20 protein-coding genes are annotated in these 18,773 nt (G+C 68.2%); 13 read left to right on the top strand and 7 right to left on the bottom strand.

Annotated elements, in window-relative coordinates; all coding sequences use genetic code 11:
- Window positions 1-26 precede the first annotated feature (26 nt).
- Window positions 27-650 carry a glutathione S-transferase gene (locus KF796_21300; protein ID MBX3589176.1) on the top strand — a complete coding sequence of 208 codons (624 nt, stop codon included), beginning with the start codon at window positions 27-29 and terminating at the stop codon, window positions 648-650.
- On the top strand, window positions 647-1,612 hold the full coding sequence (locus tag KF796_21295; protein MBX3589175.1) for a pyridoxamine 5'-phosphate oxidase family protein: 966 nt from the start codon (window positions 647-649) through the stop codon (window positions 1,610-1,612). Before KF796_21300 ends, KF796_21295 begins: the two co-directional genes overlap by 4 nt.
- Here KF796_21295 and KF796_21290 read toward each other — a convergent pair.
- Window positions 1,602-2,429, bottom strand: coding sequence for an FprA family A-type flavoprotein (locus KF796_21290; protein ID MBX3589174.1), 828 nt, complete (start codon window positions 2,427-2,429; stop codon window positions 1,602-1,604). The two genes, KF796_21295 and KF796_21290, sit on opposite strands and share 11 nt — an antisense overlap.
- 116 nt (window positions 2,430-2,545) lie before the next feature.
- Between KF796_21290 and KF796_21285 the strand changes: the two genes are divergently transcribed.
- From KF796_21285 to KF796_21250, 8 genes are all read left to right on the top strand, one after another.
- Window positions 2,546-3,349, top strand: coding sequence for an ABC transporter permease (locus KF796_21285; GenBank protein ID MBX3589173.1), 804 nt, complete (start codon window positions 2,546-2,548; stop codon window positions 3,347-3,349).
- 5 nt (window positions 3,350-3,354) lie between these two features.
- Window positions 3,355-4,338, top strand: a complete 984-nt coding sequence (locus KF796_21280) for an MCE family protein (protein ID MBX3589172.1) — start codon at window positions 3,355-3,357, stop codon at window positions 4,336-4,338.
- Window positions 4,335-5,000, top strand: coding sequence for a hypothetical protein (locus KF796_21275; GenBank protein ID MBX3589171.1), 666 nt, complete (start codon window positions 4,335-4,337; stop codon window positions 4,998-5,000). Before KF796_21280 ends, KF796_21275 begins: the two co-directional genes overlap by 4 nt.
- A 75-nt stretch (window positions 5,001-5,075) precedes the next feature.
- Window positions 5,076-5,537, top strand: a complete 462-nt coding sequence (locus KF796_21270; GenBank protein MBX3589170.1) for a hypothetical protein — start codon at window positions 5,076-5,078, stop codon at window positions 5,535-5,537.
- A gap of 57 nt (window positions 5,538-5,594) precedes the next feature.
- A complete protein-coding gene (locus tag KF796_21265) occupies window positions 5,595-5,993 on the top strand; it encodes an FKBP-type peptidyl-prolyl cis-trans isomerase (GenBank protein ID MBX3589169.1) in 399 nt (132 codons plus the stop codon).
- Between the two features lie 111 nt (window positions 5,994-6,104).
- Window positions 6,105-6,581, top strand: coding sequence for a hypothetical protein (locus tag KF796_21260; protein MBX3589168.1), 477 nt, complete (start codon window positions 6,105-6,107; stop codon window positions 6,579-6,581).
- A 177-nt stretch (window positions 6,582-6,758) separates the two neighbouring features.
- Complete coding sequence (gene dbpA / locus KF796_21255; protein MBX3589167.1) at window positions 6,759-8,168, top strand: ATP-dependent RNA helicase DbpA; 1,410 nt, start codon at window positions 6,759-6,761, stop codon at window positions 8,166-8,168.
- On the top strand, window positions 8,155-9,438 hold the full coding sequence (locus KF796_21250; GenBank protein ID MBX3589166.1) for an MgtC/SapB family protein: 1,284 nt from the start codon (window positions 8,155-8,157) through the stop codon (window positions 9,436-9,438). Before dbpA ends, KF796_21250 begins: the two co-directional genes overlap by 14 nt.
- Before the next feature lie 26 nt (window positions 9,439-9,464).
- On the opposite strand, the gene KF796_21245 is transcribed toward KF796_21250, so the two are convergent.
- Window positions 9,465-10,091, bottom strand: a complete 627-nt coding sequence (locus KF796_21245) for a cysteine hydrolase (GenBank protein MBX3589165.1) — start codon at window positions 10,089-10,091, stop codon at window positions 9,465-9,467.
- A gap of 100 nt (window positions 10,092-10,191) precedes the next feature.
- Between KF796_21245 and KF796_21240 the strand changes: the two genes are divergently transcribed.
- The 3 genes from KF796_21240 (at window position 10,192) to KF796_21230 (ending at window position 12,336) form a co-directional block, all read left to right on the top strand.
- Entirely contained in the window at window positions 10,192-11,196 is a 1,005-nt protein-coding gene (locus tag KF796_21240) for a helix-turn-helix domain-containing protein (protein ID MBX3589164.1), read from the top strand.
- Window positions 11,193-11,522: a hypothetical protein gene (locus KF796_21235; protein MBX3589163.1), complete on the top strand. Its 330-nt coding sequence runs from the start codon at window positions 11,193-11,195 to the stop codon at window positions 11,520-11,522. Before KF796_21240 ends, KF796_21235 begins: the two co-directional genes overlap by 4 nt.
- A gap of 88 nt (window positions 11,523-11,610) precedes the next feature.
- Complete coding sequence (locus tag KF796_21230) at window positions 11,611-12,336, top strand: sulfite exporter TauE/SafE family protein (protein ID MBX3589162.1); 726 nt, start codon at window positions 11,611-11,613, stop codon at window positions 12,334-12,336.
- 27 nt (window positions 12,337-12,363) lie between these two features.
- Here the strand turns inward: KF796_21230 and KF796_21225 are convergent, their stop codons facing one another.
- From KF796_21225 to KF796_21205, 5 genes are all read right to left on the bottom strand, one after another.
- Window positions 12,364-12,873, bottom strand: a complete 510-nt coding sequence (locus KF796_21225; GenBank protein MBX3589161.1) for a hypothetical protein — start codon at window positions 12,871-12,873, stop codon at window positions 12,364-12,366.
- Window positions 12,866-13,744, bottom strand: a complete 879-nt coding sequence (locus KF796_21220; protein ID MBX3589160.1) for a CoA ester lyase — start codon at window positions 13,742-13,744, stop codon at window positions 12,866-12,868. Before KF796_21220 ends, KF796_21225 begins: the two co-directional genes overlap by 8 nt.
- Window positions 13,745-13,837: 93 nt before the next feature.
- On the bottom strand, window positions 13,838-14,314 hold the full coding sequence (locus tag KF796_21215; protein ID MBX3589159.1) for a histone H1-like DNA-binding protein: 477 nt from the start codon (window positions 14,312-14,314) through the stop codon (window positions 13,838-13,840).
- A gap of 204 nt (window positions 14,315-14,518) precedes the next feature.
- Window positions 14,519-15,742 carry a ribonucleotide-diphosphate reductase subunit beta gene (locus KF796_21210; protein ID MBX3589158.1) on the bottom strand — a complete coding sequence of 408 codons (1,224 nt, stop codon included), beginning with the start codon at window positions 15,740-15,742 and terminating at the stop codon, window positions 14,519-14,521.
- 116 nt (window positions 15,743-15,858) lie between these two features.
- Window positions 15,859-18,765: a ribonucleoside-diphosphate reductase subunit alpha gene (locus KF796_21205; GenBank protein ID MBX3589157.1), complete on the bottom strand. Its 2,907-nt coding sequence runs from the start codon at window positions 18,763-18,765 to the stop codon at window positions 15,859-15,861.
- Window positions 18,766-18,773 lie beyond the last annotated feature (8 nt).

Genomic DNA, 18,773 nt, shown 5'->3' with positions numbered 1-18,773 from the left:
ACCCCAACTCCCCGTCAAGGCCGCACATGAAATCACCCGTCAAGCTCTACCGCATGGCCCTGTCGGGCCATTGCCACCGTGTTGAACTTTTCCTGTCGCTGCTGGGCGTCCCGGTGACGCTGGTCGATGTGGACCTGGCGCGGGGCGAACACAAGGCGCCGGCGTTTCTGGCCATGAATCCGTTTGGCCAGGTGCCGGTGATGCAGGACGGCGACGTCACGCTGGCCGATTCCAATGCCATCCTGGTGTACCTGGAGGCGCGCCACGCCCCGGGCCAGTGGCTGCCGCGCGACCCGGTGCAGGCCGCCCGGGTGCAGCGCTGGCTCAGCGTGGCCGCGGGTCCTGTGGCGTTTGGCCCGGCGGCGGCGCGTGCCGTCGCGCTGTTTGGCCGGCCCGACGACCCGGCGCCCGCCGTGGCGCGGGCGCACGCGCTGCTGCGGGTGATGGAGGGCGAACTGCAGCGCCAGGCCTTTCTGGCGGGCGCGCAAGCCACGCTGGCCGACATTGCCAACTACGGCTACATCGCCCGTGCACCCGAGGGCGGCGTGTCGCTCTCGGACTACCCCGCCGTGCGGGCCTGGCTGGCCCGCATCGAGGCGCTACCGGGCTTTGTGCCCCTGGCGCGCTCCCCCGTGGGGCTGGCGGCATGAACGGCGCGGCCTACCCGCCGATCGAGCGGCCGTTTCACGCGGGCGAGCAGGCGCTGCAGCGGCGCGCGGGCTCGTTCGAGCAGCTCGACGCCATGGGCCCGCGCGTGATCCGCAGCTTCATGCCCGAGCAGCACCGCCAGTTCTTCGAGCTGTTGCCGTTCGTGGTGGCGGGCAGCGTGGACGCGGCCGGGCAGCCCTGGGCGTCGGTGCTGGCCGGCCCGCCGGGCTTTGCCCGTTCGCCCGATCCGCAGCAGTTGACGGTGCAGGCGCGGCCCTGGGCCGGTGATCCGCTGGCCGCAGCCCTGGTGTCGGGCGCACCGCTGGGCCTGCTGGGCATCCAGCCCCACACGCGCCGGCGCAACCGCATGAACGGCATCGTCACCGCAGCCCATGCCGATGGCTTCACGGTGCAGGTCAGCCAGAGCTTTGGCAACTGCCCCAAATACATCCAGGCGCGCGAAGCGGTGTATGCCGGGCCAGCCGCGCCGGGTGCTGTGCGGGAGGCCGCCACGCTTGACGCAGCGGCGCGGCGCCTGGTGGAGGCTGCCGACACCTTCTTCATTGCCACCGCCCACCCCGCGCTGGACGCGGACGCGGCGCATGGCGTGGACGTGTCGCACCGGGGCGGCAAGCCAGGCTTTGTGCGCGTGGAGGCCGACGGCTCGCTGACCGTGCCGGACTTCGTGGGCAATTACTTTTTCAACACGCTGGGCAACCTGGCGCTGAACCCGCGTTGCGGCCTGCTGTTCATGGACTACGCGACCGGTGACCTGCTGCAACTGGCCGCGCGCGCCGGCATCGTCTGGGACCCTGAAGCGCTGCGCGCGTATCCGGGCGCCCAGCGTCTGCTGCGCCTGGAGGTGTCGGCCATGAGGTGGCTGGCGGCGGCTTCGCCGCTGCGCTGGAGCGCGGCCGAGCTGTCCCCGGTGCTGGCCCCCACGGGCCCCTGGCTCAGCCGTTGACCGCCTGCAGGCGCGCCGTGGTGCGGCGGCTGTGCGGGTCGATCCGTGCGCTGGGGATCTGGTAGGCGCGGTCATCGAACAGGTCCACGCCGCACATCAGGGTTTCAATCCAGGCCAGGAAGTCATGAATGGCTTTTTTGCCCTTGATGGGCGCCCCGTGTTGCGGCACCAGCATGGCGATGTCCAGCTGGCGCGCCATGGCCACCCACAGCCGGAGGATCTTGTTGGACACCATGTAGCGGCGGTGGAAGCCCTCCATCCGCGGGATGTGGGCCTGAAGGTCGGTCACGGGCTGGCTGGCCTCCTTGCCCGACATCAGCGACACGCCCAGGTCGCCCGTGAACAGGATGCGGCTGACCGGGTCGTAGAAGTGGAAGTTGCCCTCGGAGTGCATGAAGTGCGCGGGCAGCAGCCACAGCTCGCTGTCGCCCAGCGGCAGGCGGCCGCCGGCATCGGGCACGCCGATCACCCGGTCCTCGGTCTTGCCAACCTTGGTGAAGTGCGGCGCAAAGCGCTCCCAGATGCGCGAGATCACCAGGTGGGCCTGGGTGGAGGTCATCCAGCGGTCCAGCGAGGCGATGATGTCCGGGTCGGCATGGGAGGCAATGATGTAGCTGAGCTTCTGGGGCGAGAAGTGCCGCGACATGGTCAGGAACAGCTCGTTGAACGCAAGGTTGCCCCCCGGGTCGATCACCGCCCCGGTGCCATGGTCCACGATCAGGAACTGGTTGGCCTGGACGGCCTGGCCGTCTTCCTCGATGAGGTCGGTGAACATCAGGCAGGCGTGATGCTCGTTGCGGAACAGTTCAATGGACATGATGGGGCGTCTGCGAAAAGGGGTTGGCAGACTGTAGGCGGCCTGCCGCCCCGCCGCCTTGACGCAGGTCAACCGGGGTCACCGCCAGTTACAGGGTCCGTCGGTATCATCCGTTCATGACGCCCCTGCCCCAGGTCACCCACTCCCTGAGCCATGCCGCGCGCGCGCCCTGGCGCTGGGCGCAGGCGAGCTGGCGCATGGCGCACTTTGGCGCGCTGATCCTGGTGCTGGTGCTGTCGCCGTCGAGCTACCACCGCGAGAACCGCACCGCCATGGCCCGCCACATCTACCTCGACACGGCGCCGCTGCTGGGCTGGTTCACCGTGCTGTGCGCGCTGATCAGCCTGGTGCTCACGCGCATCGTGGTGGTCACCGCGCTCAGCTACGGGCTGTCGCAGTACGCGCTGGAGATGGTGATCCGCGTGCTGGTGCTGGAGCTGATCCCGCTCACGGCCGCGCTGTTCGTGGCCTTGCGCTGCACCCTGCCGCACGGCGCCGAGCTGGCCCGCATGCGCCGCTCGGGCGCGCTGGACGCCCTGCGGCGCCAGGGCATTGACCCGGTGGGGCGTGAACTGCTGCCGCGCGTGGTGGCGGGCGTGTTCTCCACCGTCACGCTGGCGGCGCTGAGCTGCGTGGTGGCCATGGTGCTGGCCTATCTGGCGGTCTATGGTTTCAGCTGGGCCGGCCTGCCCGGCTACACGCGCATGTTTGGCCAGGTCTTCAATCCCGCGGTGACCCTGGTGTTCGTGCTCAAGACGCTGTTCTTCAGCCTGGCCGTGTCGCTGATGCCCATGGCCTCGGGCCTGTACCCGGTGGTGGCGGTCGGGAGCCGCACCAGCGCCGAACTGCAGGTGCTGGTGCGCGTGTTCGCGGTGCTGCTGCTGATCGAGGTGGCCTCGCTGGTGGGCAACTACTATTGAGCCCCATGAAAGAACCTGAAACGCCTTCTGACGACGCCCTGCGGCCGGTCGCCCACGTGGAGTTCAAGGCGCTGCTGTTGCTGGTGTTCATGGTGTTGCTGGTGGGTTCGTCCACGTTGTACCTGCTGTATGCGCGCGGCGCGTTCGAAGCCACGCAGCGCCTGGTGCTGATGTCCGATGACTCCGAGGGCGTGGTGGTGGGCATGAACCTCACGTTCTCGGGCTTTCCCATTGGCCGGGTCCGGCGGATTGAGCTGGCCGAGGACGGCAATGCGCGCATCCTGGTGGATGTGCCAACCAAGGACGCGCACTGGCTGCGCAAGTCCAGCGTGTTCACCCTGGTGCGCGGCGTGCTGGGCAACACCAACATCCGCGCCTACACCGGCCTGCTGACCGACCCGCCGCTGGAAGACGGCGCGGTGCGTACCGTGCTGCGTGGCGACACCACGGCCGAAATCCCCAAGGTGATTGCGTCGACCAAGGAACTGCTGGACAACCTCAATGCCCTGACCTCGGAGGACGGAGCCCTGGGCGCGACCCTGGCCAACCTGCAAAGCGCGACCGAAAAGCTCAAGGGCCCGCGCGGCGCGCTGGGCATGGTGGCTGGTGACGATGCCGCCAAGATCAGCGTGGCGCTGGACCGCGCCAATGCCTTGCTGGCCCGCCTGGATGGCCTGGTGCTCAAGGCCGATGGCCTGGCCGGCAAGGCCGATGCGCAGGTGTTCGGCCCCGACGGCGTGATGCGCGACGTCAAGGCCGCCGTGGGCCAGGTCAATGAATTGCTGGCCGACACCCGCAACAGCCTGAAGAAGATGGACGCGGTGCTGGTCGAGGCCCAGGCCGTGGGCGCCAACGCGCGCGTGGCCACGGCCGACCTGGGCAGCCTGCGCAACGAGGTCGAGGCCAACCTGCGCAAGATCGAGAGCCTGGTGAACGACATCAACCGCAAGTGGCCGTTCGCGCGCGACACGGAGATCAAGCTGCCATGAACGGCATTGCAAAAAGCGCGGGCGGCGCGGCGGTGGCGCTGGCGCTGCTGCTGGGTGCCTGCGGCAGCAATCCGCCGCCCCCTGACTGGCAGATGGACGCGCAGGGCGCGCTGGCCCGCTTCACCGAGGCCTACCTGGGTGGCAACGCCCGGGTCGAGGCGGCCGAGTACGCGCGGGCCCGCCAGGCCATTGCCAGCACGGGCAAGGCAGCGTTGATGGCGCGCGCCGAACTGACCCGCTGCGCCGCCCAGGTGGCCAGCCTGGTGCTGGCGCCCTGTGATGGTTTCGAGGCCCTGCGTCCGGATGCGCCCGCCGCCGAGCATGCCTATGCCAACTACCTTGCAGGCCGCCTGGCACCCGCCGATGCCGCGCTGCTGCCGGCGGCGCAGCGCGCGGTGGCCGCGGGCGCGGCCGATGGCGGCGCGCTCAAGGCCATCGCCGATCCGCTGTCGCGGCTGGTCGCGGCCGGGGTGCTGTTTCGCACCGGCAAAGCCAGCCCGGAGGTGATCGCCACCGCCACCGAAACGGCTTCAGACCAGGGTTGGCGGCGGCCGCTGCTGGCCTGGCTTGGCGTGCAGCTGCAGCGCGCCCAGGCCGCGGGTGCCAGCGACGAGGTGGCCCGCCTGCGCCGGCGCATGGCGCTGGTGACCCAGGAGCGCTGAGTGCTGGCGCAGCATGCCGAGGCTTTGCGGCGCCCGGTCCATCAAGGGCGGTTTGCCGATCCCGTGGTTCAGCGCATGGCCGATTTCCTGCGCGGCATCGGGCTGCAGGTGCGCCGGGGCGCGCTGGACGACACCTGCTTCCTGCCGGGCCTGGCGCTCATCGGCGGTGCGCTGGTGGTGGACGAATCGCGCCTGAAGCACCCCGGCGACCTGCTGCATGAAGCCGGGCACCTGGCCATGCTCACCGCCGCCGAACGGTCCCGCGTTGACGGGACATTGGCGGCCGATGGGGGCGAGGAACTGGGCGCGATCGCGTGGTCGTATGCGGCCGCGCTGCACCTGGCGCTGGACCCGGCGGTGCTGTTCCACCCGGGGGGCTACCGCGACGGCGCCGCTGCCCTGCTCGAGAATTTTGCCGAGGGCCGCTATCTTGGCGTGCCCTACCTGCAGTGGCTGGGCCTGACGCTGGAGCCGCGCCAGGCGTTGGCACAGGGCTGCCCGCCCTATCCCCACATGCTGCGCTGGCTGCGCGACTGAGCGCTCCCGCGCCCCCTGATTCAATTCATCCCACCTGAAGGACCTCCCGTGCGATTCATGCTTTCTGCCCTTGCCGCTGCCTGCGTTCTGGCCGTGCCCGCCGTCATGGCGCAACCGGCCGCCGTCACCACCCGCAGCGGGCTGGTCTACCAGTCGCTCAAGGAAGGCGCGGGCGCGCCGCCGGCCGCGATGGACACCGTCAAGGTCAACTACCGCGGAACCTTTCCCGATGGACGGGAGTTCGACAGCTCCTACAAGCGGGGCGTGCCCATCGAATTTCCGCTGAACCGGGTCATCGCCTGCTGGACCGAAGGCGTGCAGATGATGAAGCCCGGCGGCAAGGCGCGGCTGACCTGCCCGCCCGCCATTGCTTACGGCGAGCGCGGCGCGGGCAGCGTGATTCCGCCGAATGCCACGCTGAATTTCGAGATCGAGCTGATCTCGGTCAGCCGCTGACCGCGCGGCGTTGTCGGCCCATGGCTGACAGCAAGCGGCTGGCCCGTCCTACGGGCCGGCGCAGGGCGGGTGCGCACACTGGGGCTTCAGTGACTTCAGCCCCATCGCGCCATGAAAACCACACACCTCCTGACCAGTGCCCTGCTGGCTTCCCTGCTGGCCGCTTGCGGCGGTGCCGGTGACGATCCGGATCCCACCCATTACGACAGCGCCTTCACCATTTCGGCGGCCACCGACAGCGCGCTCAATGGCGTGTATGGCAACAGCAATACACCCCTGTCGGGGGTGAACAAGCTGGAGCGCGTAGGCGCCACCGATGCCTGCGTGTTCAGCTTCGAGAACATCCCGCGCGCGGGTGGCGGTGCCGTGGCGGAGGGCAGTGTGCAATACCTGCAGGACACCACCACGGTGCACCGCCTGCAGATCAAGCTCGCCGGGACCACCTACGAGGCGTCACCGGTGGGCGACTCCAGCGTCTCGCGCAGTGGCAATGCCGTCAACTTTGTGGGCAGCGTGATTGGCGGCTCGCCCACGATCACCATCACGGGGCGCATTCCGATGCGCGCCGACCGGCCTTCAGGCTGCTGAGCCCGCGGGGCCGCAGCCCGGCACTTCGGCCGCCAGCCCTGTTCCAGCCGCCGAGGAAGAAGCGGGCGCCGCCATTTCGCCCTTGCTGATGCGATTTCGGGGTGGAGTCCAGGTCTGGCGGCCTCATATTGCTATCAAAAATATAGTGCCCGCCACCCTGCACCGATAATTGGTGGCATGACCGCCTCCACACCCTCCGCCGCCGGCTTTGACACGCTGCCCCTGAACCCCGCCATGCTGGCGAACCTGCAGCAGCTGGGCTATCTGGAGATGACGCCGATCCAGGCCGCGGCGCTGCCGCCGGCGCTGCTGGGCAAGGACCTGATCGCCCAGGCCAAGACCGGCAGCGGCAAGACCGCGGCGTTTGCGCTGGCGCTGCTGGCCAACCTCAACCCGCGCCGCTTTGCCATCCAGACCCTGGTGCTGTGCCCCACGCGCGAGCTGGCCGACCAGGTGACCACCGAAATCCGCCGGCTGGCGCGGGCCGAGGAAAACATCAAGATCGTCACGCTGTGTGGTGGGGTGCCGCTGCGCAACCAGATCTCAAGCCTGGAGACCGGCGCGCACATCGCGGTGGGCACGCCGGGCCGGATCATGGACCACCTGGAGCGCGGCTCGCTGAACATCGAGGCGCTCAACACACTGGTGCTTGACGAGGCCGACCGCATGCTGGACATGGGCTTTTACGAGGACATTGCCACGGTGGCGCACCAGTGCCCCAGGCAGCGCCAGACCCTGCTGTTCTCGGCCACCTACCCGGAAGGCATTGGCAAGCTCAGCGCGCAGTTCATGCGCGAGCCGGTCACGGTCAAGGTCGCGTCCCAGCACGACGAGGCGAAAATCCAGCAGCGCTGGTATCAAGTGAAGAACAGCGAGCGCCTGCATGCGGTGAGCCTGCTGCTCAACCATTTCCGGCCGGTCAGCACGCTGGCCTTCTGCAACACCAAGGCCCAGTGCCGCGACCTGGTGGCCGTGCTGCAGGCCCAGGGCTTCAGCGCGCTGGCGCTGTATGGCGAGCTGGAGCAGCGCGAGCGTGACCAGGTGCTGGTGCAGTTTGCCAACCGCAGCTGCTCGGTCCTGGTGGCCACCGATGTGGCGGCCCGCGGGCTGGACATCGCGCAACTGGAGGCGGTGATCAATGTCGACATCACGCCCGACCCCGAGGTGCACATCCACCGCATCGGCCGCACCGGGCGCGCGGGCGCCGGGGGCGTGGCGCTGAGCCTGGCCAACCTGGACGAGATGGGCGCGGTGGGCAAGATCGAGGTGCTGCAGGGCCGCGAGTCGCAATGGCACCCGCTGGCCGAGCTCACGCCTTCGGGCCAGGGGCCGCTGGTGCCTCCCATGGCCACGCTGCAGATCGTGGGCGGGCGCAAGGAAAAGATCCGCGCGGGCGATGTGCTGGGCGCGCTGACCGGCGAGGCCGGCTTTGCCAAGGAGCAGGTGGGCAAGATCAACGTCAACGAGTTCTCGACCTACGTGGCCGTGGACCGCGCCATTGCCCCCGAAGCGATGCGCCGGCTCAATGCCGGCCGCATCAAGGGCAAGAGCGTGAAGGTGCGCCTGCTCGAAGATGTTCGCGCCTGAGAACTTGCTGTCCGGGTCTTCCGCGGCGGTTGCGCTGGCAGGCGCGCTGGGGTGCGGGCTGTTGATTGGCATAGAGCGCGAGCGCCGCAAGGGCAGCGGGCCGGGCCGTGCGCTGGCGGGCGTGCGCAGCTTTGCGCTGGCATCGGTCTCGGGTGCTGCCTGCATGGTGCTCGGGGGCCAGTGGCTCACCCTGGTGGGGGCGGCCTTCATTGCCGGGCTGGGCGTGGTGGCCTACGCGCGCGACCGCTCGGGTGATCCGGGCGTGACCACGGAGATCGCGCTGCTGTTGACCTACGTGATCGGGGCGCTCTGCACGGCCGACCTGGCCCTGGCCGCCGCGCTCGCCGTCGCGGTCGCGGTATTGCTGGCGGCGCGCGAGCGCATTCACCGGTTTGCCAGTCAGTGGCTGCGCGCGACCGAGGTGCGCGACGGGCTGCTGCTGTGCGCCCTGGCGCTGATTGCCGTGCCGCTGCTGCCCGACCGCCCGCTCTGGGGGCCCGTGCTCAATCCGCGAACCATCGCCACGCTGCTGGTTCTGCTGCTGGCGATCCAGGCGATGGCCCATCTTGCGCAACGGCTGCTGCAGGCGCGCCACGCGTTGGTGTGGTCGTCACTGGCAGCCGGTTTTGTGTCCAGCACGGCCACCATTGCCACACTGGGTGCGCAGGTGCGCGAGCGTCGTTCCAGCCCCCGGGTGATGGCGGGTGCGGCCCTGCTGTCGTGCGTGCCCACGCTGGTGCAACTGCTCGCCGTGGCTGCGGCCGTGCGACCAGCCTGGCTTGAGGTGCTGTGGCTGCCGGCGCTGGCGGGCGGGGTGACCGTCGCCGCTTGGGGGGCCTGGCAGGTGCAGCGCGGACTGACAGAGGGGTCGGTGCCAGGGGACACGCCGGTGGACGAGGCCCGAGTTGACGATGCACCCATGTTCAGTTTGCGGGTGACGGCGGTCGTGGCGGCGCTGATCACGGGCATGCAGGTGCTGGTGCACGCCATGACGTTGGGGTTCGGTGAAGCAGGCCTTCTGGCAGGCAGCCTGCTGGCTGCACTGGCAGACCTGCATGCCGCGGCAGCGGCCGTGATGGTCCGGCAGGTGCCGGGCCCCTCTGGCGCTGCCGCCTTGATGCTGGCCATCGGTGTGCATGCGCTGAGCAAGCTCGTGACCGGCTGGATCAGTGGGGGTCGCCGCTACGCGTTGGCGCTGGCGCCCGGCCTGCTGGGACACACCGTCCTGACGACCGGTTTGCTGGCGTGGCAGAGCGGGGTCTGGCCATGAAGGGGTGCCCTCGGTAGCGCTGGGGTTCAGCGCGCCGCGACGGCCGCCGCATGGGAGGCCGGGATGTTGCCGCGGGGCAATGGCGTGCCGGCCTGCACGGCCGCCACCCAGGCGTCGGTCGAGGCCACGGCCGCAAAGCGCGAGTGGAACACCACGCTGAACACCCGGTGAATCTCCTCGGCCGTGGCGCTGCCGGCGTCGTTGGCGTAAGGCAGGGCGCCGGTGGCGTCGTGCAGGAACTCCACCTGCAGGCCCCGGTGCGTGGCTTCGTAGATGGTGGAGGCATCGCAGTTGTGCGTCATGTAGCCCACCACCGTGAGCGTGTCGACCTTCTGCTGGGCCAGCCAGTCGGCCAGCCCGGTGCCGGTGAAGGCACTGGGCAGGTTCTTGTCGATGCGCAGGCTGTGCGGGCGGCGCGCCACCGCTTCATGCAGCTGCCACGATTCCGAGCCATGGGCGAACACCGGCGAGGTCTCGGGGGCGTTCTGCTGCACCACCACCACGGGGATGCCGGCCGCGTGCGCCGCGTCCATGGCCTGGGTGATGCGCGGCAGGCTGTCGGCCACCGGCGGATGCTCGATGCGCAGCCGGCCTGTGAAGTATTCGTTCTGCACGTCGATCACGATGAGGGCGCGGCGGGGTGTGGGGGTCATGAAATTCTCCAGGGGTCGGTGGTTGGACAGGTTGAATTCTGGGCCGGCCCCATTTAATCCGGAAAGTGGCCCGAATGACACAAATCGATAGAATCGGGCCATGCCTGCCTCCAGGACCGCATCACGCCCTGCCAGCCCCCAGACGGTGGCCGTGGTGGCGTTCGATGGCATCAGCCCCTTCCACCTGTCGGTTCCCTGCATGGTGTTTGGCAGCGACCTGGGCGGCGCGGGCGTGCCGCGCTTCCGGCTGGTGGTCTGCGCCGCCGAGCCCGGGCCCCTGCGCACCACAGCGGGCTTCACGGTGCAGGTGGACAAGGGGCTCGCGGCGCTGGGCCGCGCCGACATCGTGATCGTGCCGTCCTGGCACAGCCCGGGCGACGGGCCATGGCAGGCACCGCCCGAGGCGCTGCTGCGCGCCTTGCGTTCTGCGCACCGCCGCGGCGCGCGCGTGGTGGGGCTGTGCGTGGGTGCCTTTGTGCTGGCCGAAGCGGGGCTGCTCGACGGCCGGCCCGCCACCACGCACTGGGCCGTGGCGCCGCAGTTTGCGCAGCGCTACCCGCAGGTGGAGCTGCGCGCCGACGTGCTGTATGTGGACGAGGGCGGCATCCTGACATCGGCGGGGACCGCCGCGGGCATTGATTGCTGCCTGCACCTGCTGCGCAGCGACCATGGCGCCGAGGTGGCCAGCCGCGTGGCCCGGCGCATGGTGGTGGCGCCGCACCGCCAGGGCGGGCAGGCCCAGTACGTGGAGCGGCCCCTGCCGGCTTCCGGGGCCGACCACCGCCTGTCGGCCGTGCTGGCCTGGGTGCAGCAGCACCTTGAGCAGCCGCACAAGCTGGACGGCCTGGCGCGCCGCGCCCTCATGACGCGGCGCACCTTCACGCGGCATTTCCGGCGCGTCACCGGGACCACGGTGGGCCAATGGCTGCTGCACCAGCGCCTGGCGCGGGCACGCCGCCTGCTCGAGACCACGCAGCGCTCGGTGGAGCAGATCGCGGGCGACGCCGGCTTCGGCTCGGCCACGTCGCTGCGCCAGCAGTTCGCGGCCGTGCTGCATACTTCGCCGATGACCTACCGGCGCGAATTTCGTGGGGCCCTGGCATGACCCTGCCGCGTTTGGCTCTTGCGCTGTCGCTGGCCTTGTTGCTGGGGCCGATTTCCCCTGCCGAGGCGCAATCCAAAAAGTCCCCCGCGACTGTGGCGCCCGCGCCCGCCCCATGGCCTGACACAACCAACACCCGTGAATTCCGCCGCCGCGTGCTGGACCTGGCCGTGCTCTATGGCACCTCGAGCGGTCTGGACCCCAACGGCTACCTGATCGCCACCACCGACCTCGGCGTGATCCGGCCCGGCTGCCACCGGGTGCGCGCGCGCACCAGCCTGGCGGGCGTGGAGGTGGGCAACGACGTGTTCGAAGTCTGCAAGCCATGATGCGATTTCAAGCCAAATGGGCCTGGAGTCCAGAGCTGGCGGCCACTGTGTGCTATTAAATCAGTAGCAGACAGGACAGAAGCAGACGATGGACTTTGCGCTGGTGCTCTTGCTGGGGCTGGTGGCCGGCACCGTGGGCGGCGTGGTGGGCTTTGGCACATCGATCATGTTGATGCCGGCCCTGGTGATCGTGTTTGGCCCGCGCGAGGCGGTGCCCATCATGGCGGTGGCCAGCATCATGGCCAATGGCTCGCGCGTGGCGGTGTGGTGGCGCGAGGTCCACTGGCCCGCCGTGGCGGCCTACAGCGTGACCGCCGCGCCCGCGGCGGCTCTGGGCGCGGCCACGCTGCTGCGCCTGCCGCCAGGGGTGGTGGAAGCGGTGCTGGGGCTGTTCTTCATGGCGATGATCCCGGTGCGCCGCTGGATGGTCGCGCGCCAGTGGACGCTGGGCCTGGGCCACCTGGCGCTGGTGGGGGCGGTCATCGGCTTCATCACGGGCATCGTGGTCAGCACCGGGCCGGTCAATGCGCCGTTCTTCCTGGCGTTCGGGCTGGTCAAGGGCGCCTACCTGTCCACCGAGGCGCTGGGCTCGCTCGCGGTGTACCTTGCCAAGGCCATCACCTTCCGCAGCCTGGGGGCCCTGCCCTGGGACGCAGTGCTCAAGGGGCTGATCATTGGCAGCACCATCATGGTGGGTTCTTTTGCGGCGAAACGCTTTGTGCTCCAGCTGGCGCCCGAGAAATTCCGTCTGCTGATCGAAGGCCTGCTGCTGGTGGCGGGCGTCACCCTGCTGTGGGCAGCCGTGCGGGGATAGGCCTGCGCCTTCGCGGTTGGGCCGGTCTCAGTCAAACCGGCTGATGCCGCGCCCGGTCTCCCAGAGCCAGACCGATTCTTGGTCGCTGCCCGCGCCGCTGCGGTGCCACAGCCAGGCGCGCGTGAAGCCCGTGGTGTCTTCATGCAACCACTGGCCCAGGTCCTGCAGCACCCGGGACCATTCGGTCTGCAGCTGGTCGGACCATGCGAGCAGCTCCAGCTGCTCGGCCCTGACCCCGGCGTACAGCCCCTGGCGGGCCTTGTGGAACTTGCGCTCGACGGCATCGACCGCGGCCTTGCCATTGATCTCGGTCAGGCGCACGAGCTCGCAGGCCACGGGGGCATCGCTTTCGGTGGACTTGGCAATGATGTCGGGCTCGCGCAGGTTCGGGTCGCCGCTGCGGATGGAGGTGATGTCCACATCGGCGCGAAAGCGCGCGGCAAATTCCGTGAAGACCGCGCGCTCCACCGCGCCCTTGCCGGCCTCGTCGTGGCGCGGCGCGCGGATGCCGTTGGGCACGCGGCTGGCTTCAGGCATGGCTGAGCAGCCGCCGCGCGTTCAGGTAGCTGGGCACTTCGACCCACAGGCCATCGACCAGCGCGCGCTCTTCGCCGCGGCTGCGCGCGGCCTCGAATTCGCTGACGATGCGCCGCGCCAGGTCGAGCTCGGCCGCGCCGGGCACCAGGGCCTCACGCAGCGGCTGCGCGTGGTCGGGGCGCACCAGGCTCTTGCAGCGGTAGCCCAGGCGGCGTGCGTAGCGGGCTTCCTGCACCGCGCCGGCCACGTCGCTGAAGGTGTAGGGCGCGTCGACGGGTTCGATGCCGGCGGCCCGGCATTCGAGCACGAAGCGGCGGCGCGCGTGGTCAAGCTCCACGGCCTCGGGGCTGCGCTCGGCGCACAGGTCGGCCGCGAGGTCTTCGGCGCCCAGCAGCGCATGGCGGATGCGCAGGCTGGCGGCGGCGATGTCACGCACATTCACGACGCCCAGCGCGGTTTCGCACACCGGCAGGATGCCGGTCACGCCCCGGGCCAGGCCGAGGGCCTGCTCCTGCAGCGTCAGCGCATCGTCCAGGGCCTTCATCTGCCGCGCCGTGGCGGCCTTGGGGTAGGCCACGATGTCGGGGCGCGCGGGCATCACCGCCCGCAGGTCGTCCAAGCCTTCGGTTTCCAGTGGGTTGATGCGCACGCACGCCAGGGCGCCGGCATCGCGCCAGCGCGCGTAGAGCGCGGGGGCCAGCAGGCGGGCCTGGGCGCGGCGTTCGGGCGGCGTGAAATCTTCCAGGTCCTGGATCAGGACGTCGGCGCCGCTGGCGGCCATGGCCTCATGGACGGCGGGCACGGCGCCGGCGCCAAACAACCAGGTGCGGCGCAGCACGGGCGCCGCGGGATCGGACAGGGGTGTGGACATGGGCGCAGTATCGCAGGCGCCGCGCTGCGGGCAGGCATGAAAAAGCCCGGGGCCTTTCGGCACCGGGCTTGAAGCGGTAAACCGCTCGCGGCCTCAGGGCTTGCTGGCCGTGGGGAACGGCCAGGCGGCCTGCGGGTTCAGAGTGGTCTGAGCCGCAGGCGCCGGGGCGGCCGCAGGTTTCGCAGCAGGCTTGGCAGCGGGCTTTTTCGCGGCTTTCTTCGCAGCGGGCTTCTTCGCTGCTTTCTTGGCCGCAGGCTTTTTTGCTACCTTCTTCGCAGCGGCTTTCTTCGCCGGCGCTTTTTTGGCAGCGGCCTTTTTCGCCGGCGCCTTTTTGGCTGCTACCTTCTTGGCTGCGGGCTTCTTGGCGGCGACTTTCTTCGCTGCCGGCTTCTTGGCGGCAACCTTCTTGGCTGCTACCTTTTTGGCCGGAGCCTTCTTGGCGGCGACTTTCTTCGCTGCCGGCTTCTTGGCGGCAACCTTCTTGGCTGCTACCTTCTTTGCCGGGGCCTTCTTGGCGGCCGGCTTCTTCGCTGCGGCCTTCTTGGCGGCCGGTTTCTTTGCAGTTGCCATTTTCATTCTCCTAATCAAGTTGATCAACATCAACCAAAGAAGCACTCCATGCCTGTTGGGGGCACGAAGCGATCCATGGGGTTGGGTCTTGCGCCCAGCCTCATGAACACCGTGGCCCGCACCGCACCGGGCTCTGTGGCCAGGTTGTCAGCACGGGCGAATCTCAAGCTCATCGCAGTTGTCTTAAAGCATTCGCATTGATGCTCAGTCCCAGGAAAGCGCGCCACCCGACTGGTACTCAATCACGCGGGTTTCGAAGAAGTTGCGCTCTTTCTTCAGGTCAATCATTTCGCTCATCCAGGGGAACGGATTGGTCTCGTTCGGGAAGAGCTCCTCCAGGCCGATCTGCGTGGCGCGACGGTTCGCGATGTAGCGCAGGTAGCCCTTGAACATGGAGGCATTCATGCCAAGCACGCCGCGCGGCATGGTGTCCTCGGCGTATTTGTATTCGAGTTCGACCGCCTTGTGGAACAGGGCCTTGATCTCGTTCTTGAATTCAGCCGTCCACAGGTGCGGGTTCTCGAGCTTGAGCTGGTTGATCAGGTCGATGCCGAAGTTGCAGTGCATGGACTCGTCGCGCAGGATGTACTGGTACTGCTCGGCGGCGCCGGTCATCTTGTTCTGGCGGCCCAGCGCGAGGATCTGCGTGAAGCCGACGTAGAAGAACAGGCCTTCCATGAGGCAGGCGAAGACGATCAGCGACTTGAGCAGGGTCTGGTCGGTCTCGGGCGTGCCGGTGTGGAAGTTGGGGTTCATGATCGCCTCGATGAAGGGGATCAGGAACTCGTCCTTGTCGCGGATCGACTGCACCTCGTTGTAGGCGTTGAAGATCTCGCTCTCGTCCAGGCCCAGCGACTCGACGATGTACTGGTAGGCGTGGGTGTGGATGGCTTCCTCGAAGGCCTGGCGCAGCAGGAACTGGCGGCACTCGGGCGCCGTGATGTGGCGGTAGGTGCCCAGCACGATGTTGTTGGCGGCCAGCGAGTCGGCCGTCACGAAGAAGCCGAGGTTGCGCTTGACGATGCGGCGCTCGTCCTCGGTCAGGCCGTTGGGGTCTTTCCACAGCGCGATGTCGCGCGTCATGTTGACCTCTTGCGGCATCCAGTGGTTGGCGCAGGTGGCGAGGTATTTTTCCCAGGCCCACTTGTACTTGAACGGCACCAGCTGGTTGACGTCGGTCTGGCCGTTGATGATGCGCTTGTCAGCCGCGTTGACGCGGCGTTGCACGGCGGGTTTGGCGGCCACGGGCGTGGCTGCAGCGGCTGCAGGCTGCGGCATCACGGCGCCATCATCCAGCGTGCGCACGGCGGGCTGGCGGACCGCGGAGGCTTGCGAAAGAGGTGATGATTCCACCGCACGGTTGCCGGGTGAACCGCTGTGCAGTGTTGTTGGCGATGAGGGCTTGACTTCTTCGTCCCAGGTCAACATAAGTTTTCCAATGCGTGAATTATGTGATCAGCGATGCGAAATGAAAAGTGTTCATTCACATCGCTGATCTATTGTGTTGCTCTATTGCATCGACACTTTGTCGGACAAGACCGCACTTACTGGCAGGCCTCGCAGGTCGGATCGTCGATCGCGCAGAACTTGATGTCGGTGGCGGGCGTTGCATTCATCTGCGCCTGCGCCGCGGCAGCGGCCGCGTCGAGCGCGCTCATGCCACCCGAAGCCGCGCCCGATGACACGGCGTTGAGGCGGCCCGAGGTGACGGTGGACTTCTCGGTTTGCGTGGCGCTGATGGTGCGAAGGTAGTAGGTGGTCTTCAGGCCGCGCAGCCAGGCGAGCTTGTAGGTGTCATCGAGCTTCTTGCCCGACACGCCGGCCATGTAGATGTTCAGCGACTGGGCCTGGTCGATCCACTTCTGGCGGCGCGCGGCGGCCTCGACCAGCCAGGTGGTCTCCACCTCGAACGCGGTGGCGTACAGGGCCTTGACGTCCTGCGGCACGCGGTCGATGGGGCGCAGCGAACCGTCAAAGTGCTTGAGGTCCATGACCATCACGTCGTCCCACAGGCCCAGGCGCTTGAGGTCGCGCACGAGGTAGTGGTTGATGATGGTGAACTCGCCCGACAGGTTGGACTTGACGGAGAGGTTGCCGAAGCAGGGCTCGATCGAGGCGTCCACCCCAATGATGTTGGAGATGGTGGCCGTGGGCGCGATGGCCACGCAGTTGGAGTTGCGCATGCCATCGGTCTTGATCTTCTGGCGCAGGGCGTCCCAGTCGAGCGTGGCGGTCTTGTCGACTTCCACATAGCCGCCACGCGCCTGCTCCAGCAGGTTGAGCGTGTCCAGGGGCAGGATGCCCTTGTCCCACAGCGAGCCCTTGTAGCTGGAGTACTTGCCGCGCTCGCGGGCCAGCTCGGTGGAGGCCCAGTAGGCGTGGTAGCAGATGGCTTCCATCGACCGGTCGGCAAACTCGACGGCCTGCTCGGAGGCGTAGGGCACGCGCAGTTCATACAGCGCGTCCTGGAAGCCCATCACGCCCAGGCCCACGGGGCGGTGGCGCATGTTGGAGTCGCGCGCCTTCTTGACCGCGTAGTAGTTGATGTCGATCACGTTGTCGAGCATGCGCATCGCCGTGGTGACGGTTTTCTTGAGCTTGTCGTGGTCGATCTGGCCGTCCTTCAGGTGCTGCGGCAGGTTGACCGAGCCCAGGTTGCACACCGCGGTCTCGGTGTCGCTGGTGTTCAGCGTGATCTCGGTGCACAGGTTGGAGGAGTGCACCACGCCGGCATGCTGCTGCGGCGAACGGACGTTGCAGGCATCCTTGAAGGTGATCCAGGGATGGCCGGTCTCGAACAGCATGGTGAGCATCTTGCGCCACAGGTCGGCGGCCTGCACCGTCTTGCTCGGCTTGATCTCGCCGCGCCGGGCCTTTTCCTCGTAGGCGACATAGGCTTTCTCGAAGTCGGCGCCGAACAGGTCGTGCAGGTCGGGAACGTTGGACGGCGAGAACAGCGTCCACTCGCCCTTTTCCATGACACGGCGCATGAACAGGTCGGGGATCCAGTTGGCGGTGTTCATGTCGTGCGTGCGCCGGCGGTCGTCGCCGGTGTTCTTGCGCAGCTCCAGGAACTCCTCCATGTCCAGGTGCCAGGATTCCAGGTAGGTGCAGACCGCGCCCTTGCGCTTGCCGCCCTGGTTGACCGCAACGGCGGTGTCGTTCACGACCTTGAGGAACGGCACCACGCCCTGGGACTCGCCGTTGGTGCCCTTGATGTGCGAGCCGAGCGCGCGCACGCGGGTCCAGTCGTTGCCCAGGCCGCCCGCGAACTTGGACAGCAGGGCGTTTTCCTTGATGGACTCGTAGATGCCGTCCAGGTCGTCAGGCACCGTGGTCAGGTAGCAGCTGGACAGCTGAGAGCGCAGCGTGCCGCTGTTGAACAGCGTGGGCGTGCTGGACATGAAGTCGAAGCTCGACAGCACTTCATAGAACTCGATGGCGCGCGCCTCGCGGTCGATCTCGTTGAGCGCCAGGCCCATGGCCACGCGCATGAAGAAGGCCTGGGGCAGCTCGATGCGGGTCTTGCGCACGTGCAGGAAGTAGCGGTCGTACAGGGTCTGCAGGCCGAGGTAGTCAAACTTGAGGTCGCGCTCGGCCTTGAGCGCGGCGCCCAGGCGGGCCAGGTCGTACTGTTGCAGGCGCTCGTCGAGCAGTTCGTTGTCGACGCCCTTCTTGATGAAGCCGGGGAAGTAGTCGGCATAGGCCTGCGCCATGTCGGCGGGGGCCACGTCGCGGCCGATCACTTCCTTGAAGATGGTGTGCAGCAAGAGCCGCGCGGTGGCGTAGGTGTAGTCGGGGTCTTTTTCGATGAGCGTGCGCGCGGCCAGGATGGAGGCCTTGTAGACCTCGTCCATCGGCACGCCGTCATAGAGGTTGCGCATGGTCTCGGCCACGATGGGGTCGGGCCGGATGTCGGCGTCCAGGCCCGCGCAGGCCGACTCGATGAGCGCCTTGAGCTGGTCCAGGTCCAGCGCCACGCGCTGGCCGCCGTCAAGCACATGCAGGGCCGGCGCCTTGGGCGCGTCCTGCACGGTTTGCCGGGCGCGCTCCTGGGTGCGGCGCTCGCGGTACAGCACATAGGCGCGGGCGATTTCATGGTGGCCGCCGCGCATCAGGCCCAGTTCGACCTGGTCCTGCACGTCTTCAATGTGGAAGGTGCCGCCGCCCGGACGCGAGCGCACCATGGCGCGGATCACCTGCTGGGTCAGGCTGTCCACTGTCTCGCGCACGCTGGCCGAGGCCGCGCCCTGGGTGCCATGCACGGCCAGGAAGGCCTTCATCATCGCAATGGCGATCTTGTTGGGCTCGAACGGGACCACCGCGCCGTTGCGGCGGATGATCTGGTAATTGGCAAGCGGGTTGGCGGCAGTCGAGCCGGTCTGGCCGGACTTCTGGGCGACAGGGGCGTTGGTGCTTGTTGTGGACGGGGTACTCAAGGCAACTTGCATTGTTTCCT

The organism is Ramlibacter sp., assembly GCA_019635435.1.
Taxonomy (GTDB): Bacteria; Pseudomonadota; Gammaproteobacteria; order Burkholderiales; family Burkholderiaceae_C; genus JAHBZM01.
Note: the sequence above shows the minus strand (reverse complement) of the source record. Positions and strands in the feature narration are given on the sequence as shown.